The organism is Streptomyces sparsogenes (assembly GCF_001704635.1).
In the GTDB taxonomy this organism is placed as follows: Bacteria; Actinomycetota; Actinomycetes; order Streptomycetales; family Streptomycetaceae; genus Streptomyces; species Streptomyces sparsogenes.
The window spans coordinates 41515-60220 of the sequence record NZ_MAXF01000031.1; the positions used below are offsets into that span (position 1 = coordinate 41515).

Sequence of the window (18706 nt, forward strand, 5' to 3'; positions counted from 1 at the left end):
CGTCCGGTACACCGAGCAGAACCACCCCGTGTGGGGAGCTGTTGGGCCATTCAACAGCAGGAGTGGGACCGAAAAGTTTCCGCACGCTCCCTTGACACCCCAGCGGCGAGCCGCGACCCTTCAAGACATCAACCTGGGAGCGCTCCCACACTACCTGACACATACACAACCCGCACGTTCCCCGCCCGCGCCGAGGCACCACAAACCCCCACGCAGCGCCACCATTTGGCCGGGAGCGGTACGTCAGGGCGTCAAGGAGGACGCGAATGTTAAGAAGTTCTGGTACGTACCGGCGGCGAGCGGTGACCCTCGCGGCCGTGGCGGCCCTCGGCGCCGGACTGCTCGCGGGCTGCGCCGACGACGGCGACGACTCGAAGGGCTCGTCCGGTGGTGGCGGCGGTGGCGGCAAGGGGAAGACGACCCTCACGGTCGGCACCTTCGGCGTCTTCGGCTACAAGCAGGCCGGGCTCTACGCCGAGTACATGAAGCTCCACCCCGATATCAACATCGAGGAAACCTCGATCGAGCGGAACGAGAACTACTACCCGCAGCTGCTGACCCACCTCGGCACCGGCAGCGGCCTGGCCGACATCCAGGCCATCGAGATCGCCAATATCAACGAGATCACCACCACCCAGTCCGACAAGTTCGTCGACCTCGCCAAGGCGCCCGGGGTCAAGAAGGAGAACTGGCTCTCCTGGAAGTGGGCCCAGGGCACCACCAAGGACGGCAAGACCATCGGACTGGGCACGGACATCGGCCCGATGGCCATCTGCTACCGCAAGGACCTCTTCGAGCAGGCCGGGCTGCCCACCGAGCGCGACGAGGTCGCCAAGCTGTGGGCGGGCGACTGGAACAAGTACATCGAGACCGGCAAGAAGTACATGAAGAAGGCGCCGGGCGACACCACCTTCGTGGACTCCGCCGGCGGCGTCTACAACGCGGTGATCTCGGGTAACGCGAAGCGCTACTACGACGAGAGCGGCAAGATCATCTACAAGGACAGCCCGTCCGTGAAGGAGGCCTGGGACCTCGCGACCACCGCGTCGGAGGAGAAGCTGACCGCCAAGCTCCAGCAGTTCCAGAAGTCCTGGGACCAGGCGTACGCGAACGGCAAGTTCGCCACCGTCTCCTGCCCGCCGTGGATGCTCGGCTACATCAAGGAGAAGTCCGGGGACAAGGCCAAGGACAAGTGGGACGTGGCCGCCGCCCCCAAGCCCGGTAACTGGGGTGGTGCCTTCATCGGCGTGCCGAAGGCGTCCAAGCACCAGGAGGAGGCGACGAAGCTCGCCGCCTGGCTGACCGCCCCCGAGCAGCAGGCCAAGGTCTTCGAGAAACAGGCCAGCTGGCCGAGCGCCCAGGCCGCCTACAGCCTGCCGCAGGTGGGCGACGCCAAGCACCCGTACTTCGGTGACGCGCCGATCGGCAAGATCTTCGCCGAGGCCGCCAAGGGCATCCCGACGCAGGTGCTCGGTCCGAAGGACCAGATCATCGGGCAGAACATCACCGACATCGGGCTGCTCCAGGTCGACCAGCAGGGCAAGTCCCCCAAGGACGCCTGGGAGGCCGCCACCAAGACGATCGACAACGCACTGGACCAGTGAGCCCGGGATGACACCCCCTTCCGGTTTCACTGCTGGTACGGCCGCGCCCCCCACAGGGCAGGGGGGCGCGGCCCCGCGCGCCGCGGCCGTCAAGGCCCCCGATCCCGGCGAGGAGCGGCGTCGCGCCCGGCGCAGCCGCCGCTACCGCTGGGACATCAAGTACTCCCCGTACGCGTTCGTCGCCCCCTTCTTCGTCTTCTTCGCGGCCTTCGGGCTCTTCCCGCTGCTGTACACGGGCTGGGCCTCGCTGCATCGGGTGGAGCTGACCGACCCCACCCATATGGAGTGGGCGGGGTGGCACAACTACTCGCGGCTGTGGGACGACGAGTTCTTCTGGAACGCGCTCCAGAACACGTTCACCATCGGGGTGATCTCGACCGTTCCGCAGTTGCTGATGGCCCTCGGCCTCGCGCATCTGCTGAACTACAAGCTGCGCGGCTCGATGTTCTTCCGGGTGGCGATCCTCACCCCGTACGCCACCTCGGTGGCCGCCGCGACCCTGGTGTTCGTGCTGCTCTTCGGGCGCGACTACGGGATGATCAACTGGGCGCTGGGGCTGGTCGGGATCGACAACATCGACTGGCAGAACGGCACCTGGACCTCCCAGCTCGCGGTGTCCACCATCGTCATCTGGCGGTGGACGGGGTACAACGCGCTGATCTACCTGGCCGCCATGCAGGCCGTGCCGAACGACCTGTACGAGTCGGCGGCGCTGGACGGCGCCTCGCGCTGGCAGCAGTTCGTCCACGTCACGATCCCCTCGCTGCGGCCGACGATCCTGTTCACGGTCGTCGTCTCGACCATCGGGGCCACCCAGCTCTTCGGTGAGCCGCTGCTGTTCAACGGGGCCGCCGGGGCCACCGGAGGGCCCGACCACCAGTACCAGACGCTCGGGCTGTACCTGTACGAGCAGGGCTGGGTGAACCTGCACCTCGGCCGGTCCTCGGCGATCGCCTGGACGATGTTCCTGATCCTGCTGCTGATCGCCGCCGTGAACGCGATCGTGGCCCGTCGGCTGCGCAAGAGCCAGTGAGTTGCCCGAGGGAGAACCATGAGCGCTGTTATCTCTTCCGGTAGGGCCGCCGAGGGCGTGAAGAGCCCGGACGGCGGGGCGGGCAAGGGGGCCAAGGGCGCCGGCCGGCACCTGCACGGCGGCAAGGTGACCTACGCCGTCCTGATCCTCTTCACCATCGGCTCGCTCTTCCCGCTGGTGTGGACGGCCATCGCGGCCTCCCGCACCAACACCCGGCTCGCCGAGACACCGCCGCCCTTCTGGTTCGGCGGCAACCTGTTCAAGAACCTGGACACGGCGTGGAACGACGCCAACATGGGCTCCGCGCTGCTCAACACCACGGTGGTGGCGGGGACCATCGCGGTGGGCACCGTGCTGTTCTCGACCATCGCGGGCTTCGCCTTCGCCAAGCTGCGCTTCCGGTTCAAGAACCTGCTGATGATGCTGACCATCGGGACGATGATGGTGCCGCCCCAGCTCAGCGTGGTCCCGCTGTACATGACCATCGCCAAGCTGGAGTGGACCGACCAGCTCCAGGCCGTCATCCTGCCCACGCTGGTCAGCGCCTTCGGGGTGTTCTTCATGCGGCAGTACCTGACCCAGGCGCTGCCGACCGAGCTGATCGAGGCCGCCCGGGTGGACGGCGCCAGCAGCCTGCGGATCATCTGGCACGTGGTGTTCCCGGCCGCGCGTCCGGCCATGGCCGTGCTGGGTATGCTCACCTTCGTACAGGCGTGGAACGACTTCTTCTGGCCCATCATCGCACTCACCCAGAACGGCAGTCCGACCGTGCAGGTGGCCCTGACCGGTCTTGGCCGGGGCTACATCCCCGACCAGTCGGTGATCATGGCCGGGGCGCTGCTCGGTACCCTGCCGCTGCTGATCGCCTTCGTGCTCTTCGGCAAGCAGATCGTCGGGGGCATCATGCAGGGCGCGGTCAAGGGCTGACCGGCCAGGGCCCGGGCGACCGGGGCGCGCCGGTCACCCCGTGACCGGCGCGCCCTCGGCCCCCGCGCCATCGCCCTCCGTCCGCTCCGCCCTCCGAAACCCCCTCGTCCCCGCCCTCCGAACCCCTTCACCTCCGCCCTCCGAACCCCCCTCCCTTCCGCCCCGCACCACGACTTCGAATGGGAGCGCTTCCATGAGTCTGACCTTCCCCCCCGGCTTCCTGTGGGGCACGGCCGCCGCCGCCTACCAGGTCGAAGGCGCCGCACAGGAGGACGGGCGCACCCCGTCCATCTGGGACACCTTCAGCCATACGCCCGGCAAGACGATCGGCGGCGACACCGGTGACGTGGCCATCGACCACTACCACCGCTTCCGCGACGACGTCCGCCTGATGTCGGAGCTGGGCCTGGGCGCGTACCGCTTCTCGGTGTCCTGGTCCCGGGTCCAGCCCACCGGCCGTGGGCCGGCCGTGCAGCGCGGGCTCGACTTCTACCGCGCGCTGGTCGACGAGCTGCTGGCGGCCGGCATCCAGCCGGCGCTGACCCTCTACCACTGGGACCTGCCGCAGGAGCTGGAGAACACCGGCGGCTGGCCGGAGCGCGAGACCGCCGAGCGGTTCGCCGAGTACGCCGGGATCGTCGCCGAGGCGCTCGGCGACCGCGTCGAGTTCTGGATCACCGTCAACGAGCCGTGGTGCAGCGCGTTCCTCGGCTACGGGTCCGGGGTGCACGCCCCCGGCCGCACCGAGCGACTCGCCCCGCTGCGCGCCGCCCATCACCTCAACCTCGCCCACGGCCTCGGCGCCCAGGCGCTGCGCGCCGCGCTGCCCGCGCGCGCCCAGATCGCCATCAGCCTCAACCCGTCGGTGGTCAGGCCGCTCACCCAGCAGCCCCAGGACCTGGACGCCCAGCGGCGCATCGACGCGCTGGCCAACCGGGTCTTCTCCGGCCCGCTGCTGCGCGGCGCCTACCCCAGCGACCTGATCGCGGACACCGCGTCCATCACCGACTGGTCCTTCGTGCGCGACGGCGACCTGTCGATCATCAAGCACCCGCTCGACGCGCTGGGCATCAACTACTACACCCCGGCCCTGGTGTCCGCCCCCGCCGACGGCGAGCGCGGCCCCCGCCACGACGGCCACGGCGCCAGCGAGCACTCCCCCTGGCCCGGTTCGGAGCGCGTGGCCTTCCACCAGACGCCGGGCGAGCGCACCGAGATGGGCTGGACGATCGACCCGACCGGGCTGCACGAGCTGCTGATGCGCTACAGCCGCGAGGCGCCGGGCGTGCCGCTGTACATCACCGAGAACGGCGCCGCCTTCGACGACAAGCCGGACGCGGAGGGGGTGGTCCAGGACCAGGACCGCATCGAGTACCTGCGCGCCCACCTGGCCGCCGCCCATCGCGCCATCGCGGACGGGGCCGATCTGCGCGGCTACTTCCTCTGGTCGATGATGGACAACTTCGAATGGGCGTACGGCTACAGCAAGCGGTTCGGCGCGGTCTACGTGGACTACGCGACCATGGCCCGCGTCCCCAAGGCCAGCGCCCACTGGTACGGGCAGGTGGCCCGTACGGGTGAGGTGCCCGAGGCGTAGGACGTCACGACCCGGTCGCGGCCGGCGGCCGGGTCGAGCCCGTACCGGCATACGGGCGTGCCTTTCCTCCGAACGGCCCAGTCGAGGCCGCCGCACCTGGGCGGCGACTGGAATGTGCTGGTAAATCTGGCATATCCAGACTCGTCGGCAAGGGTGAGGCATGAGAGCAGAAAAGGGCGGCAAGGGGGAGGGCCTCGCCAACTGGTTCGACGGGCGGGTCGGCCTCTTCAAGATGGGCAAGGCCCAGCTCAGGAAGGTCTTTCCGGACCACTGGTCCTATCTGATCGGCGAAATCGCCCTCTACACCTTCATCATCATCATTCTGACCGGTGTCTACCTCACCATGTTCTTCAACCCCAGCATGCGTGAGGTCGTCTACCACGGCACCTACCGGCCGCTGAACGGCGTCCGCATGTCGGAGGCGTACCAATCCGCGCTGAACATCAGCTTCGATGTGCGCGGCGGGCTGCTCATGCGGCAGATCCACCACTGGGCGGCGATCCTCTTCGTGGCGAGCATGCTCGTCCACATGATGCGGACCTTCTTCAACGGAGCCTTCCGCAAGCCGCGCGAGATCAACTGGCTCTCCGGCGCCGGGCTGCTGATCCTCGGCATGTTCGACGGATTCCTCGGCTACTCCCTGCCCGACGACCTGCTCTCGGGCACGGGGATGCGCTTCCTTGAGGGCGCGATCCTGTCGGTGCCGGTGGTCGGCACCTATCTGGTGTTCTTCATCTTCGGCGGACAGTTCCCCGGCGAAATCATCATTCCGCGGCTGTTCACCTTCCACGTCCTGCTGCTCCCCGGCATCATGCTCGGCCTGCTCGCGGTCCACATGATCCTGCTCGTGTACCACAAGCACACCCAGCACATGGGGCCGGGAAGGAAGAACATGAACATCGTCGGGCCGCCCCTGTGGCCCGTCTACGTCGCCAAGTCCGGCGGTTTCTTCTTCCTCGTCTTCGGGGTCAACGTCGTCATGTCGGCCATCGCCCAGGTCAATCCGGTGTGGCTGTACGGCCCCTACCGCCCCGACCGCGTGTCCACCGACGCCCAGCCCGACTGGTACATGGGCTTCTCCGAGGGCCTGATCCGTCTGATGCCGGGCTGGGAGATCAATCTGTGGGGCCACACCCTGGTCCTCGGGGTCTTCATCCCCCTGATGATCTTCCCGGTGGTGCTGCTGATCATCTGGCTCTACCCCTTCCTGGAGGCGTGGGTCACCGGCGACCGGCGCGAACACCACTTCAACGAGCGCCCCCGCAACTCGCCCTCCCGCACCGCCTTCGGCGCCGCCTGGATGGCCCTGTACGCCGTCCTGCTGGCCGCGGGCGGCAACGACCTCATCGCCACCCATTTCGACCTGTCGCTGAACGCCATCACCTGGACCTGCCGGATCGCCTTCTTCGTGCTTCCGGCGATCGTCTTCGTCATCACCAAGCGGTGGTGCATCGGCCTCCAGCGGCGCGACCGGGAGAAGGTCCTGCACGGCCGCGAGACCGGCATCATCAAGCGCCTCTCCCACGGCGAGTACATCGAGATCCACGAGCCGCTGACCCAGGCCGAGCGGTACACCCTGACCGCCCACGACCAGCAGGACCCCCTGGAGCCCCCGGCGGAGATCGACGAGGCCGGCGTCCCCCGGAAGGCGTCCCGCAGGCACAAGCTGCGCGTCAGACTGTCCCGCAGCTACTTCGGTGACCGGGGGCAGATCCCCAAGGCCACGGTGGAGGAGTACCGCCGCCACCAGGCGGAGCACGAGCCCCACGAGGAGCGCGAGCCGACCCACTGAGGAGTGTGAAGCGGAGCCGACATCAGGGAGCCGACGTCAGGTGTGGGTCGCCCTCATTATGCACGCGCTGCGTGCATAGGCAAGCGCACAGGTTAGGCTGAGCCTTGCGACGAGAGGGGCGAGATGACAGGCCGAAGGCGATGGTCGACCGAGGAGATCCTGGACACGGCGGCGAAACTGCTGCGCACGAGCGACGCCGAGTCGTTCAGCGTGCGGAAGCTCGCCGCGGCGCTCGGGACCGACTCCTCCAGCCTCTACCGCCACTTCCGCAACAAGACCGAACTGCTGCGCGCGGTCGCCGACCGGATCCTCCAGTCCGCCATGGACGGCTACCGCCCCGAGGGCGACTGGAAGCAGCGCATCACGGCCCTCGGCCTGCGTCTGCGCGAGGCTTTCGGCGAGCAACCCCAACTCGCCGCGGTCTGGGGACGCTATGGATCCGGCGGCACCGGGTCCCGGGTGGTCATGGAGGAGCTGCTGCGGGCCCTGCGCACATCCGGCCTGCCCGACCAGGAGATCCCGGCGTGCTACCACCGCCTCGTGATCCTCCTCGCCGCGCTGATCTCCTCCGAGGCCGGCATCAGCACCATCACCCCCGAGGAGTACGAACAAGGCATGGAGCAGTTCCGCGTCGCCGTGCTCGGCGCCGACCCCGAACGCTTCCCCGCCCTGGCCCACTACGCCCGCGACATCCGCCCCCTCGGCGCGGACCGCCGCGCCGCGTTCGAGGAGATCCTCGCCGCCCAGCTCGCCGCCATCGAGGCCCGGTTCCCCTGACGTGCCGCGAGCCGAACCACCGGGCGTAGGGTTTCGGCGGGCACACGGACCACTGCGGTCGACGGCGAAGGGGGCGACGGCGTGCGGGTGTACATCAGCGCCGACATGGAGGGCGTGACCGGTCTGGTCGACGCCGAGGACGTGCAACTGCGCGGCAGGGACTACGAGCGCGGCCGGGAGATGATGACCGAGGACGTCAACGCGGCCGTCCGCGGCGCGCTCGCCGCCGGTGCCACCCACGTCCTGGTCAACGACGCGCACAGCTCCATGCGCAACCTCCTCGCCGACCGCGTCCATCCCGAGGCGGTTCTGGTGCGCGGCAAGCCGAAGCCGATGGGCATGTTGCAGGACCTGGACGCCGGCTTCGACGCGGTGCTGTGCGTCGGCTTCCACTCCCGTGCCGGGACCCTCGGCGTGCTGAGCCACAGCTACATGGGCCATGAGATCGAGGACATGTGGCTCGACGACCGGCCCGTGGGCGAGATCGGCTTCGCCCACGCCACCGCCGCGGCCCTCGGTGTTCCGGTGGTGATGCTCTCCGGGGACGACGCGGCCTGCGCCGAGATGGCCGCCTGGGACGCCGCGGTCGTGACCGCGCCGGTCAAGTACGCCCTCGACCGATTCGCGGCCCGGCTGCGGCCGGTGGCCGAGGCGCGGAAGGCGATCGAGGAGGCCGCCGCCGAGGGGGTGAGCCGGGCCGCGGCGCTCGCGCGTCCGGCGGGTGGTGGCGCCGGTGCGGACGCGGGTGCGGGTGCGGGTGGCATGACCCTGGCCGTGCGCTGGCAGTCCTCCTCCGTCGCGTCCCAGTTGGTGGGCATCCCGGGCGTCACCTTGCGCGACGCGCGCACGGTCGAGGTCAGTGGGCCGGTCCCTCAGCTGTTCCGGCTGTTCGGGGTGTTCATGCGCGTGGCGTCATCGGTGACCGGTCAGCATCCCTACTGCTGAGGCGATGCCAGTGACTTTGCGGTGGGTATGGGACAGCGACACGCCGACACCACGGCGTGTCGCTGTCCCATACTCACCGCAGTCGGCTTCGGACATCAGTCGAAGACCTTCGGCGGTGGCGTCGGGGAGGGGGTGGCAGTGGCGTCGGTGACCGGGGGTGCGCCGGCGGTGAAGTCCGCGAGGGGGCGGCCGTGCTCGACCCGTGCCGGGTGGGGGTCGGTGGCGGCGCGGCGGGTCAGTTCGGCGATGGGGAGTTCGCGGTCGGCTGCCAGCAGGACGGCGTTGCCGAAGCGGCGGCCGCGGAGGACGGCCGGGTCCGCGGTCAGGCATACGTGGGCGAAGGCGGCGCGCGCGGTGGCGACCTGGGCGCGGAGGTGGGCGAGTGGGGGACCGTCCGCGATATTGGCGGCGTAGAGGCCGTCCGGGCGCAGCGCCCGTCGTACCTCGGCGAGGAATTCGACGCTGGTGAGGTGGGCGGGGGTGCGGGCGCCGCTGAAGACGTCGGCGACGATCAGGTCGGCCCAGCCGTCGGGCACCTTGCCCAGGCCCACCCGCGCGTCGGCGCCGCGCACCCGGATCCGGTCGGCGGGGTTCAGCGGGGCCTCGCGCCGTACGAACTGGACGAGCGCGGCGTCCCACTCGACCACCTGCTGGGTGGAGCGGGGCCGGGTGGCCGCGATGTAGCGGGCGAGGGTGAAGGCGCCGCCGCCGAGGTGGACGGCGTGGACGGGGCGGCCGGGCGGGGCGGTGAGGTCGGCGATGTGGCCGAACCTGCGCTGGTACTCGAAGTCCAGGTACGAGGGGTCGTCGAGGTCGACGTGCGACTGCGGCTTGCCGTCCACCAGCAGGGTCCACGCGCGCGGGCGGTCCCGGTCGGGGACGAGTTCGGCGAGCCCGCCGTCCACCGGCGCGGCGACCGGCTCCAGGGCGCGCGCCCGCGCCGCGCCGCGCCCCCGCGCCGCCGTCGCTTTCTTCCGTACGCCCTTCGCCACGTGCCCCAGTATGCGGGTGGGGTGGCGTGCGGGGGCGGGCCGGGGCGCCGGGGCCGGTGGGTCAGCGGCAGCGGTCCACGGCCTCGATCATGCGGGCCGCCTCCCCGAGCGCGGCCCGCAGCTCGGCGGGGTCCGTCGCGCCGGTGTACGCGTCGCCCGGGGGCACCAGCCAGCCGGTGCCGGTCAGCGGGGGCGACACCCCGCTGCCCCCGGCCGCGTCTTCGGCGGCGGCGCCGCCCGTGCTCAGGCGGACCCCGCACCCCGGTGTCTCCGCGCACTCGCTGCCCGGCAGGTCCCAGCGCGCCGCGGTGCCGGCGGGCACCACGAAGCCGAGCGTGTCGCAGGCGTGGTCGTGCAGCACGGGGCCCACGCCGTCGCGTGCGCGGCGCAGGATGTCCACCGCCTCCAGCCCCTGACGGGCCGGCACGGTGACGAGGTCGCAGTCCTGGCACGGGAGATGCTGGGCAGTCGTCCGCGAGCCACTGTTGTCCACTCGGGCCTCCCTCTCCGACGGGTTGCAAAGAGCCCAACGCACGACAGTGTCAACGGCTACGGCCGAATGCCGCCGTAAAGGATGGCAGTTCATGGCAAATCACGGGCGAGATGCCGCGTTTTTCCGGAACGCCCGAGTGTCGGGCGCGCCCTGGCCGGTACGGTTCTCCTCCGCCCACCCGGGAGCCCCGTCAGGACCGTTAGGGAGGGGCCGCCATGACGCCGCTTCCCGCGTCTTCGCCGTCACAGTCTTCGCCGTCTTCGGCGTCTTCGCCGTCGCAGCCCTCGCAAACGTCGGCGCCGCGGCCGAACGCCGCCTTCCGGCGGCTGCGCGGCCAGCTTTCCCCGTCCGAGTTCGCCGCCGCCGTACGGAGGGCCGCGCGGGAGATCGGCGAACAGGTCTCCTGCGACGCCCGCTACATCGGCCGCGTCGAGTCCGGGGCGATCCGCTGCCCCAACTACGCGTACGAGCGCGTCTTCCGGCACATGTTCCCCGGGCGCACGCTGACCGACCTCGGCTTCTCACCGCGCGAGGCGGTACGCGGACGCCGGGCGGGGCCCGCCCCCGGACCCCGGCCGGCCCCCGCCGGGGAGCGCGCCGCCGCGCCGGGCCCTCCCCCGGGCCGCTTTCCAGGCGGCGATCCGCCGCACCCCGACTTCGTGTTCCGGGAGCCGTTCGGCGTCCCCGGCGGCCGGGCCGGGGAGGCGGAGGCGGCGGCCGTCGAGGAGGCCGTCCTCCGGATCCGGCTGCTGGACGACCGGCACGGGGCGGACAGCATCTACCCGCACACCGCCCGCCCGCTGAACGCCGCGTACGCCCTGCTGGACGCCGGGGCCCACCGCCGCTCGATCGCCGACCGGCTGTACGCGGGCGCCGGGGAACTGGCCATCTCGGTGGGCTGGCTGGCCCATGACTCCGGCCGCCTGGCCGACGCCCGCGCGCACTACGCGGAGGCCCTGGCCACCGCGCGGGTCACCGGCGACCCGGCCCTGGAGGCGCACGCCTTCTGCAACGCCGCCTTCCTCGCCCGCGACGCCGGCCGCCCACGCGAGGCCGTCCGGGCCGCGCAGGCGGCGCGGCGGGCGGCGGACCGGCTGGCCTCGCCGCGGCTGCTGTCGCTGATCGCGCTGCGCGAGGCGGGCGGCTGGGCCTGGCTGACCGACCGGACGAACTGCGAGCGGGCCCTGCTGCGGGCCCAGGCGCTCTTCTGCCGCGGCCCGTCCGACGCCGACCCGGAGTGGATGAGCTTCTACGGAGAGGCCGAGTTGGAGGGTCTGGAGGCGCAGTGCTGGTCGGCGCTCGGCGAGTGGGGGCGGGCCGTCGAGCACGCCCGCCGCGCGGTCGCCCTGCAGAGCCCGCACTTCACCCGCAACATCGCGCTCTTCACCACGGAGCTGGCCAGCGATCTGCTCGCGGACGGCGCGCCGGACGCGGCGGCCGTCGCGGCGGGCCGCGCCCTGGAGCTGATGGACCAGGTCAGTTCCTCCCGCATCCGAGCGATGCTCGACGAAACCGCCCGCGTGCTGCGCCCCCACGGCCGCAACGCGACGGTCGCGGACTTCCTCGCCCGCTACGAGACGGTCCCGCGCGGGGCGGCCCGGGTGCGCGTTCAGCCCAGGTGACCCGTGTCGTTCCAGCGTTCGATGGCCGGTTCGCCGTACGCCCAGCCCAGGACCGACAGGGACGTCGGCTCCAGGCGGATCCGCGCCCCGAAGGACACGTCGAGGCCCAGCCAGCGCGCGCCCAGGGTGCGCAGGATGTGGCCGTGGGCGAAGACCAGCACGTCCCGGTCGGCCGAGCGCGCCCACTCCACCACCGCGTCCGCCCGCGCCGCGATCCCGCCCGGCGTCTCCCCGTCCGGGACGCCGTCGCGCCAGATGAGCCAGCCCGGCCGGATCGCCTGGATCTCGGCGGGGGTCATGCCCTCGTACGCGCCGTAGTCCCACTCCATCAGCGCGTCCCAGTCCCGCGCCCGGTCGCCGAACCCCGCCAGCTCGCAGGTCTCCTTCGCCCGCGCCAACGGGCTGGTGCGGACCTCGACGTCCGGCAGGCCCGCCCAGGGCGCGTGGTGAAGGCGCTCGCCGAGCAGCTTGGCGCCGCGCCGCCCCTCCTCCAGCAGTGGGATGTCGGTGCGGCCGGTGTGCTTCCCGGACAGCGACCACTCCGTCTGTCCGTGCCGGGCCAGGAGGATGCGTGGTGCCATGAGGGGGTCGCCTTTCACCGGGTCGGGCACCGGTCGGCGCCGTACGGCCCCATCATCGCTCACCTGTTCCCGAGGCAACCGTGGGGGCGATCCCGGCGTCTTCCTCTGCGCGCACCTGTCGGTCGGAGGGGGATGTCGGGGGATTGAGCAGCGGCGACCCGCGCTTTCCGGACGCATGTCGGGGGCGGTGCGCGAGCCGCTTTGCCTACCCCGTACGGTTGATCGCGCGCCATTTCGTGGCCGCCCGAGTTTTTGGAGAGCGTCCGGATGCCCCAGACCGCGCCCCGCGCCGGAACATGGCAGGGCAGTCGGCCACGTTGGTGGTCCGAACTGCCCTTGATAGCCGTGGTGTACGCGGCGTACTCGGCCGGCCGACTGCTGGCCCGGGGGGACGTGTCGACCGCCGTCGACCACGGCCTGGCCCTCCTCCACTTCGAACAGCGGCTGAACCTCGACTTCGAGACCCCGCTGAACGACCTCTTCACCGCGCACGCCTGGATCGGCATACCCGCCGACTTCGCGTACGCCTCGTTGCACTACGTGGTCACCCCCGCGATCCTGGCCTGGCTGTGGAAGCGCCGCCGGGCCGCCGACTACCGGCTGCTGCGCACCTGGCTGCTGATATCCACGCTGATCGGCCTGATCGGCTTCACGCTGATGCCGACCTGCCCGCCCCGGCTGCTCGAGGCGAGCCACGGCTTCGTCGACACGATGGCGCAGTACAGCTCGTACGGCTGGTGGGGCGGCGAGGCGAGCGCGCCGCGCGGGCTCGGCGGGCTCACCAACCAGTACGCGGCCATGCCCAGCCTCCACGTGGGGTGGGCGCTGTGGTGCGGGGTGGTGCTGTGGCGGCACGGGCGCTCGGTGTGGGCCAAGGCGATCGGGGTCCTCTATCCGCTGAGCATCGCCGTCGTGGTGATGGGCACCGCGAACCACTACTTCCTCGACGCGGCCGCCGGCGCGGCCGTCATGGGGGTCGGACTGCTGCTGGCCCGGCCCGCGCTGCGGCTGGCCGGCCTGATCCGGGCCCGCCTCGGCGCCGCCCGCCGGCCCGACGAGGCCGCCGGGACCACCACCGCCGCGGCCCCCGGGACCGGCACCGCGACCGCCGGAACCGCGGCCGCCGGAACCGCCTCCGCTACCGCCGCGAATGGCACCTCAAACCTCAATGTCGCCTCGAATGTCAGTGACAAGTGCGAGACTGCGGCGCGTGAACGGGAACGGATCCCTCGACAGCAGGGCAGGGACGCGGACGGAAGCAGGAGCGGCGACAGCGGTGGCAGGGAGGCCGGCGCGGCAGCCCGAAGCGGCAGGGGCGGGGAGACCGCCACGGCCGGGGAAGGCGCTGCGGCAGCGGCTCGCTGAGCTGCGCGGCCCGGCGACCACCCCGCACCCCCTGGACGCCCGCGCGCTGGCCGCGCTGGCCGCCAACCCCGGCTGCCGCCGCCGCGCGCTGCTGGACGGGGCGGGCGTCGACAAGCTGGCGCTCGCCCAGGCGCTGGGGTCCCCCGCGGCCTTCGGCCAGTCCCAGTTCGCCCACCAGCGCGGCAACACCTTCGAGGCCCGGGTCAAGGCGGACGGCGGCCAGGCGCTGACGCGGCTGCTGCACGAGCGGCTGCGCGACGGCTCCCCCGCGCCCGAGCCGGGCACCACCACCGTCCCCGACCTGACCGCCGCAGGCCCGCAGGGGCGCACCGCGCGCACAGCGCTGGCCCTGCGGGAGGCCACCGCGGCCGGGGGCTGGGCGCTGCTCGACCACCCCATGGTGAGCCTGGACATCGCGGGCTCCCCCGCCTTCCTCGAGCCGGACGCGGTCGTGGTGCACCCCGACGGCTCCTGGACGGTCATCGAGATCAAGTCCTTCCCGATGGTGGACGGCTCGGCGGACCCGGCCAAGGTGGGCGCGGCGGCGCGGCAGGCCGCGGTGTACGCGCTGGCGCTCGACCGGGTGGCGGCCCTGGCGGGCGCCCGGGTGCGCCACGAGGTGCTGCTGGTCTGCCCGAAGGACTTCTCCAACCTCCCCACCGCGGAGCTCGTGGACGTGCGCAAGCAGCTGGCCGTCACGCGACGGCAGCTGACCCGGCTCACCCGGATCGAGGAGATCGCCGCCACGCTCCCCGACGGCCTCACCTTCGACCTGCGGCTCGCGGACGACGGCCGTACGGTGACCCGGCCGGTGGAGGAGCTGAGGGCCGCCGTGGACGCGGTGGACGCCGCCTACGCGCCGGAGTGCCTGTCCGCGTGCGAGCTGGCCGTCCACTGCCGGGCCCGGTGCCGGGCGGCGGGCGGCGTGGAGTCGCTGGGCCGGGGCGTGCGGGGCGAGCTGGGCGGGCTCACGACCGTCGAGGCGGTGCTCGCCGCCGCGCTCGGCGAGGCCGCGGACGCCGACCGGCCGGCCCCGCCCACCGGCGACCCGGCGGTGGACGCCCTGCGCCGCGCGGCCGCCCTGCGCGCCGAGGCGCTGCGCGCCGCGCCCGCGGCCGTTCCGGCTGCCGGCCCCGCGCCCGCCCCGGGACCCGCTCCTGAGCCCGCCCCCGCGGCTGTTCCCGGACCCGCGGCCGGTCCCGCGGCTGTCCCCGGCCCCGCGGCTGTCCCCGGACCCGCCCAGGGGGCGGCATGTCGCTGATCACGGCCCTGGCCCGGATGGAGGCCGTCCGGGACCGGCGGGCGAGGCCGGTCGCCACGGTCCGCCATCGCCATCTGTCCGACCGGCCGCTGGTCTTCGTGCCGCTGACCACCGCGGGCGAGGCCGGCGCCCCGCTGGGCGCGCTGGTGGGGACCGAGCGGGACGCCCCGCGCCTGCTGGTCGTGGCGCAGCCGCGTGACCGGGACCTGCGGTTCGCGTTCCTGGCGGAGCTGGCGGAGGTGGTGCTCCCGTATGTCGACTCGTACGCGGACGACGTCGATCTCGAGGAGCGCAAGGAGACCGACCCGGAGACCGGCAAGAAGGTGCCGGTCCAGGTCGAGCTGTGCGCGGACGCCCCGCAGCTGCTGGTGCCCAGCGGCGCGGGGGTGGAGTTCGTCCGGCTGCTCGGCCGGTCGATGCGGTTCCGGCGGACGGCGGAGCAGGACCCCGAGACGCCGTTCCCCGCGCCCGCGCGGGTCCCGCTGCTCGGGCGGTGGCTGACGCACTACGGGGAGCGGTCCCGGGTGCCCGGCTCGTGTCTGCTGCAGGCGATGACCGACCTGCTGACCCGGCACTGGGCGACCGGCCAGAGCCATCTGGAGGACCAGCACCTGGGCGCGCTCCTGGCCTGGATCGACCCGCCGGACGGGATGCCGGGGGACGAGGCGGCGCTGCGCGCCGAGTCGGAGCGGGACGCGGGCGGGCAGCTGCTCTGCCCGCCCGCCGGACCCGCCACCGACCCGGCGTTCGACAACAAGCTGCTGGCCCCCGCGATGGCCCGGTACGACGCGGCGCGGATGGCGGTCGCCGGCGCCGAGGACGGGGCCCGCGCCGAGCGCCACCTCGCCGAGCTGCACCGCGCGGAGGCCGAGATCCGCGAGCTGATCGCGTCCCAGATGCGGCCCACCTGGGACGCGGTGTGGCGGGGTCTCGACCTGCTGCGCGCCCTCCCCGAGGGGGCGCGGGTGGCCGAGCGGTGGAAGCGGGACCGCTGGTCGTACACCGGGCACCGGGACCGGGTGCGCGCCGGGGAGCCGCCGCAGCCCAGGGTGGACGACGCGGTGACCGCCGCGCAGAAGCTGGCCGCCCGGGAGACGGCGCAGGCTCAGCTGGAGGCGCAGGAGGCGCTGGACGACCCGCTGGTGATGGCGGGGCGGCGGCTGGCCGGAGAGGCGTTCGCCGGAGAGGTGGCCGAGGTGGTCATGGCCTGGTCGGAGACGAAGGTGCCCCGGCCGCGCCCGCTGGTCACGGTCCGCACCGGGGACCGGCCGCACCTGGCCGAGGGGGTGAAGCTGTATCGCGTGCTGCCCGACGGCAGGACGCAGACCGGGGAGTTCGCGGGCTACGCCGAGCCGGACGGCCCGGACGGCCCCGCCGACCCTTCCGAACCGGACGGCCCTGCCGGACCTGCCGATCCGGACGAAGGCGCCGAACCCGCCCGCCCGGGCGACGTGCCGGAGGGCGCCGAGGGCGCGCTGGTGGTGCGGCTGACCGGCGGCATGGGGCGGGGCAAGACGCCCGAGCAGGGGTCGGTCCCGGAGCCGGGCGACCGCGTGTGCTGGACCCTGTTCGAGCACGCCCCGCGCGGCGGCCCGGAGCTGCCCGACCCGGAAGCCACACCCTGGACCCACGGTGGCCCGCCCGAGGCGGCCGTGGCACAAGCCCCCGACCCGGTGACCGAGGAGGACCTGCTGTGACCGCCCCCCATCCGGCCACCGGAGGCGCCCCGGCCCCGGGAGGCACGCCCGGCGGGGCCGCCGACGGCGAGGCGTTCGACCCGGCGGCGGCCGCCGCCCGCGCGACGGAGGCGATCCTGCACGACACGCTCCACGGCCCGCACCGGGGCGTGGTCGTGGACTCCCCGCCCGGCGCGGGCAAGTCGACGCTGGTGGTGCGCGCGGCCCGGGAGCTGGCGGCGGCCGGGCGGCCGCTGATGGTGGTCGCGCAGACCAACGCGCAGGTGGACGACCTGGTGGACCGGCTGGCCCGGGAGGACCCGGAGCTGCCCGTGGGGCGGCTGCACAGCAGCGAGCCGCACCCGTACGACCCGGTCCTCGACCAGCACCCCTCGGTGCGCGCCTCGGCCAAGGTCGCCGACCTCGCCGGGCTCGACGTGGTGGTCTCCACGGCCGCGAAGTGGGCGCACATCAAGGGCGTCGAGCCGTGGCGGCACGCCATCGTGGACGAGGCGTACCAGATGCGGTCGGACGCGCTGCTGGCCGTCGCGGGGCTGTTCGAGCGGGCGCTGTTCGTCGGCGACCCGGGGCAGCTGGACCCGTTCAGCGTGGTGGGCGCCGACCAGTGGGCGGGCCTGTCGTACGACCCGTCGGCGAGCGCGGTGAGCACGCTGCTCGCGCACAACCCGCAGCTGCCGCAGCACCGGCTGCCGGTGTCCTGGCGGCTGCCCGCGTCCGCCGCGCCGCTGGTGTCAGACGCCTTCTACCCGTACACGCCGTTCCGCAGCGGCACCGGCCACGGCGACCGGCGGCTGCGCTTCGGCGTCCCCTCCGACGGCTCGGGCCCGGACCGGGTGCTGGACGAGGCGGCCGAGTCGGGGTGGGGGCTGCTGGAGCTGCCCGCCCGGCGGACGCCGCGCACCGACCCGGAGGCGGTGGGGGCCGTGGCCCTGGTGGTGCGGCGGCTGCTGGACCGGGGCGGGGCCGCGGTCAGCGAGCGGTCGGCCGATCCGGTGCCGCTGACGGCGGACCGGATCGCGGTAGGCACGGCCCACCGGGACCAGGCGGCGGCCGTCCGGGCGGCGCTGGCCGGCCTGGGGGTGGTGGGGGTCACGGTCGACACGGCCAACCGCCTCCAGGGGCGGGAGTTCGATGTGACGGTGGTGCTGCACCCGCTGTCGGGGCGGCCGGACGCGACGGAGTTCCACCTGGAGACCGGCCGGCTGTGCGTGCTGGCGTCCCGGCACCGGCACGCGTGCGTCGTGGTGTGCCGGGCGGGCGTGGCCGAGCTGCTGGACGAGCACCCCTCGACCGAGCCGGTGCAGCTGGGGGTGACGGTGAAGTTCCCTGACGGGTGGGAGGCGAACCACGCGGTCCTGGCCCACCTCGCGGAACACCGCGTCAGCTGGCGGCCGTGACCCCGCCCGGGCGCCTGCCCCGGCTCACTTGGCGGAGCGCCGTGTCATCCGGCGGCCGTCGGGTATGTCCCAGGCGCTCTTGCCCCCCGCGCGACAATGGGGGGAGAGAACGAGACAGCTCGGCCAGATAAGGCCGTCCGGCGGCGTCGCCGCGGGACGGCCCGAGGACCCTGGGGGTCCGACGACTCATGAGGAGAGATCACATGCCCGAGCCGCATCCGGCTCAAGGCCCGCACGGCACCGCGCCCCGGCGGCTGAAACCCGCACCGCTGCTGTTCGAACCCGCCGCGGCCGTCGCGGACGAGGCGCACTTCTTCGACCTGGAGTCGATCGAGGACCCGCGCGAGCTGCTGTCCCGCTCCACGGAGCTGGTGCTCGCCTTCCGCGCCGCCACCGACCGCGCCATGGAGTTCCAGGCGATGGCGGCGGCGCAGCTCGCCGATCCACGCCGGTTCGACCGGCTGACCCCGGCCGTGATCGCGGAGCGCGCGGAGTGGACCGAGGACTACGCCAAGAAGATGGTCGAGTTCGGCCGCGAGCTGATGCGGGGCGGCGACGCGAAGGAGTGAGTCCGGCGTCTTTCGCCGGACGCGTGGCCGCCGCTGGCCGGTGGCATATGCGGG

At 72.9% G+C, this 18706-nt stretch carries 16 protein-coding genes; 13 read left to right on the forward strand and 3 right to left on the reverse strand.

The features are described 5' to 3' along the window. Positions 1-266: 266 nt before the first annotated feature. From BBH68_RS06605 to BBH68_RS06635, 7 genes are all read left to right on the forward strand, one after another. A complete protein-coding gene (locus BBH68_RS06605; RefSeq protein ID WP_065959649.1) occupies positions 267-1604 on the forward strand; it encodes an ABC transporter substrate-binding protein in 1338 nt (445 codons plus the stop codon). 7 nt (positions 1605-1611) lie between these two features. Continuing rightward, positions 1612-2637, forward strand: coding sequence for a carbohydrate ABC transporter permease (locus tag BBH68_RS06610; RefSeq protein WP_065959651.1), 1026 nt, complete (start codon positions 1612-1614; stop codon positions 2635-2637). Between the two features lie 18 nt (positions 2638-2655). After that, positions 2656-3564 (forward strand): carbohydrate ABC transporter permease, encoded by a 909-nt coding sequence (locus BBH68_RS06615; RefSeq protein WP_245737921.1) that lies wholly within the window; start codon positions 2656-2658, stop codon positions 3562-3564. Positions 3565-3757: 193 nt separating this feature from the next. Next, on the forward strand, positions 3758-5161 hold the full coding sequence (locus BBH68_RS06620) for a GH1 family beta-glucosidase (RefSeq protein WP_065959654.1): 1404 nt from the start codon (positions 3758-3760) through the stop codon (positions 5159-5161). 160 nt (positions 5162-5321) lie between these two features. Then, entirely contained in the window at positions 5322-6953 is a 1632-nt protein-coding gene (gene qcrB / locus BBH68_RS06625) for a cytochrome bc1 complex cytochrome b subunit (RefSeq protein ID WP_065959656.1), read from the forward strand. A 123-nt stretch (positions 6954-7076) separates the two neighbouring features. After that, positions 7077-7730, forward strand: a complete 654-nt coding sequence (locus tag BBH68_RS06630; RefSeq protein ID WP_065959658.1) for a TetR/AcrR family transcriptional regulator — start codon at positions 7077-7079, stop codon at positions 7728-7730. Between the two features lie 81 nt (positions 7731-7811). Beyond that, the gene (locus tag BBH68_RS06635; protein WP_065959659.1) at positions 7812-8675 is read left to right on the forward strand and encodes a M55 family metallopeptidase; all 864 of its coding nucleotides are present in this window, start codon (positions 7812-7814) and stop codon (positions 8673-8675) included. A 95-nt stretch (positions 8676-8770) separates the two neighbouring features. Here BBH68_RS06635 and BBH68_RS06640 read toward each other — a convergent pair whose 3' ends face one another. Then, complete coding sequence (locus tag BBH68_RS06640) at positions 8771-9667, reverse strand: spermidine synthase (protein ID WP_065959661.1); 897 nt, start codon at positions 9665-9667, stop codon at positions 8771-8773. A gap of 61 nt (positions 9668-9728) precedes the next feature. Further along, on the reverse strand, positions 9729-10160 hold the full coding sequence (locus BBH68_RS06645; RefSeq protein ID WP_065959662.1) for a hypothetical protein: 432 nt from the start codon (positions 10158-10160) through the stop codon (positions 9729-9731). A gap of 215 nt (positions 10161-10375) precedes the next feature. On the opposite strand from BBH68_RS06645, the gene BBH68_RS06650 reads away from it, so the two are divergent. Next, positions 10376-11782, forward strand: coding sequence for an NsdA family TPR-like regulatory protein (locus BBH68_RS06650; protein ID WP_065959664.1), 1407 nt, complete (start codon positions 10376-10378; stop codon positions 11780-11782). Here the strand turns inward: BBH68_RS06650 and BBH68_RS06655 are convergent. Next, positions 11770-12363: a histidine phosphatase family protein gene (locus BBH68_RS06655; RefSeq protein WP_065959735.1), complete on the reverse strand. Its 594-nt coding sequence runs from the start codon at positions 12361-12363 to the stop codon at positions 11770-11772. The two genes, BBH68_RS06650 and BBH68_RS06655, sit on opposite strands and share 13 nt — an antisense overlap. Before the next feature lie 267 nt (positions 12364-12630). Here BBH68_RS06655 and BBH68_RS06660 point away from each other — a divergent pair, with 267 nt between their 5' ends. From BBH68_RS06660 to BBH68_RS06680, 5 genes are all read left to right on the forward strand, one after another. Continuing rightward, entirely contained in the window at positions 12631-13728 is a 1098-nt protein-coding gene (locus BBH68_RS06660) for a phosphatase PAP2 family protein (protein ID WP_065959666.1), read from the forward strand. Further along, positions 13640-14989 carry a hypothetical protein gene (locus tag BBH68_RS06665; RefSeq protein ID WP_079150837.1) on the forward strand — a complete coding sequence of 450 codons (1350 nt, stop codon included), beginning with the start codon at positions 13640-13642 and terminating at the stop codon, positions 14987-14989. Before BBH68_RS06660 ends, BBH68_RS06665 begins: the two co-directional genes overlap by 89 nt. After that, positions 14980-16686, forward strand: a complete 1707-nt coding sequence (locus BBH68_RS06670) for a hypothetical protein (RefSeq protein ID WP_065959668.1) — start codon at positions 14980-14982, stop codon at positions 16684-16686. Before BBH68_RS06665 ends, BBH68_RS06670 begins: the two co-directional genes overlap by 10 nt. Before the next feature lie 113 nt (positions 16687-16799). Continuing rightward, complete coding sequence (locus tag BBH68_RS06675) at positions 16800-18083, forward strand: AAA domain-containing protein (RefSeq protein ID WP_065959736.1); 1284 nt, start codon at positions 16800-16802, stop codon at positions 18081-18083. A gap of 203 nt (positions 18084-18286) precedes the next feature. Continuing rightward, positions 18287-18652, forward strand: coding sequence for a hypothetical protein (locus tag BBH68_RS06680; RefSeq protein ID WP_065959670.1), 366 nt, complete (start codon positions 18287-18289; stop codon positions 18650-18652). The last annotated feature ends 54 nt before the right edge of the window (positions 18653-18706 follow it).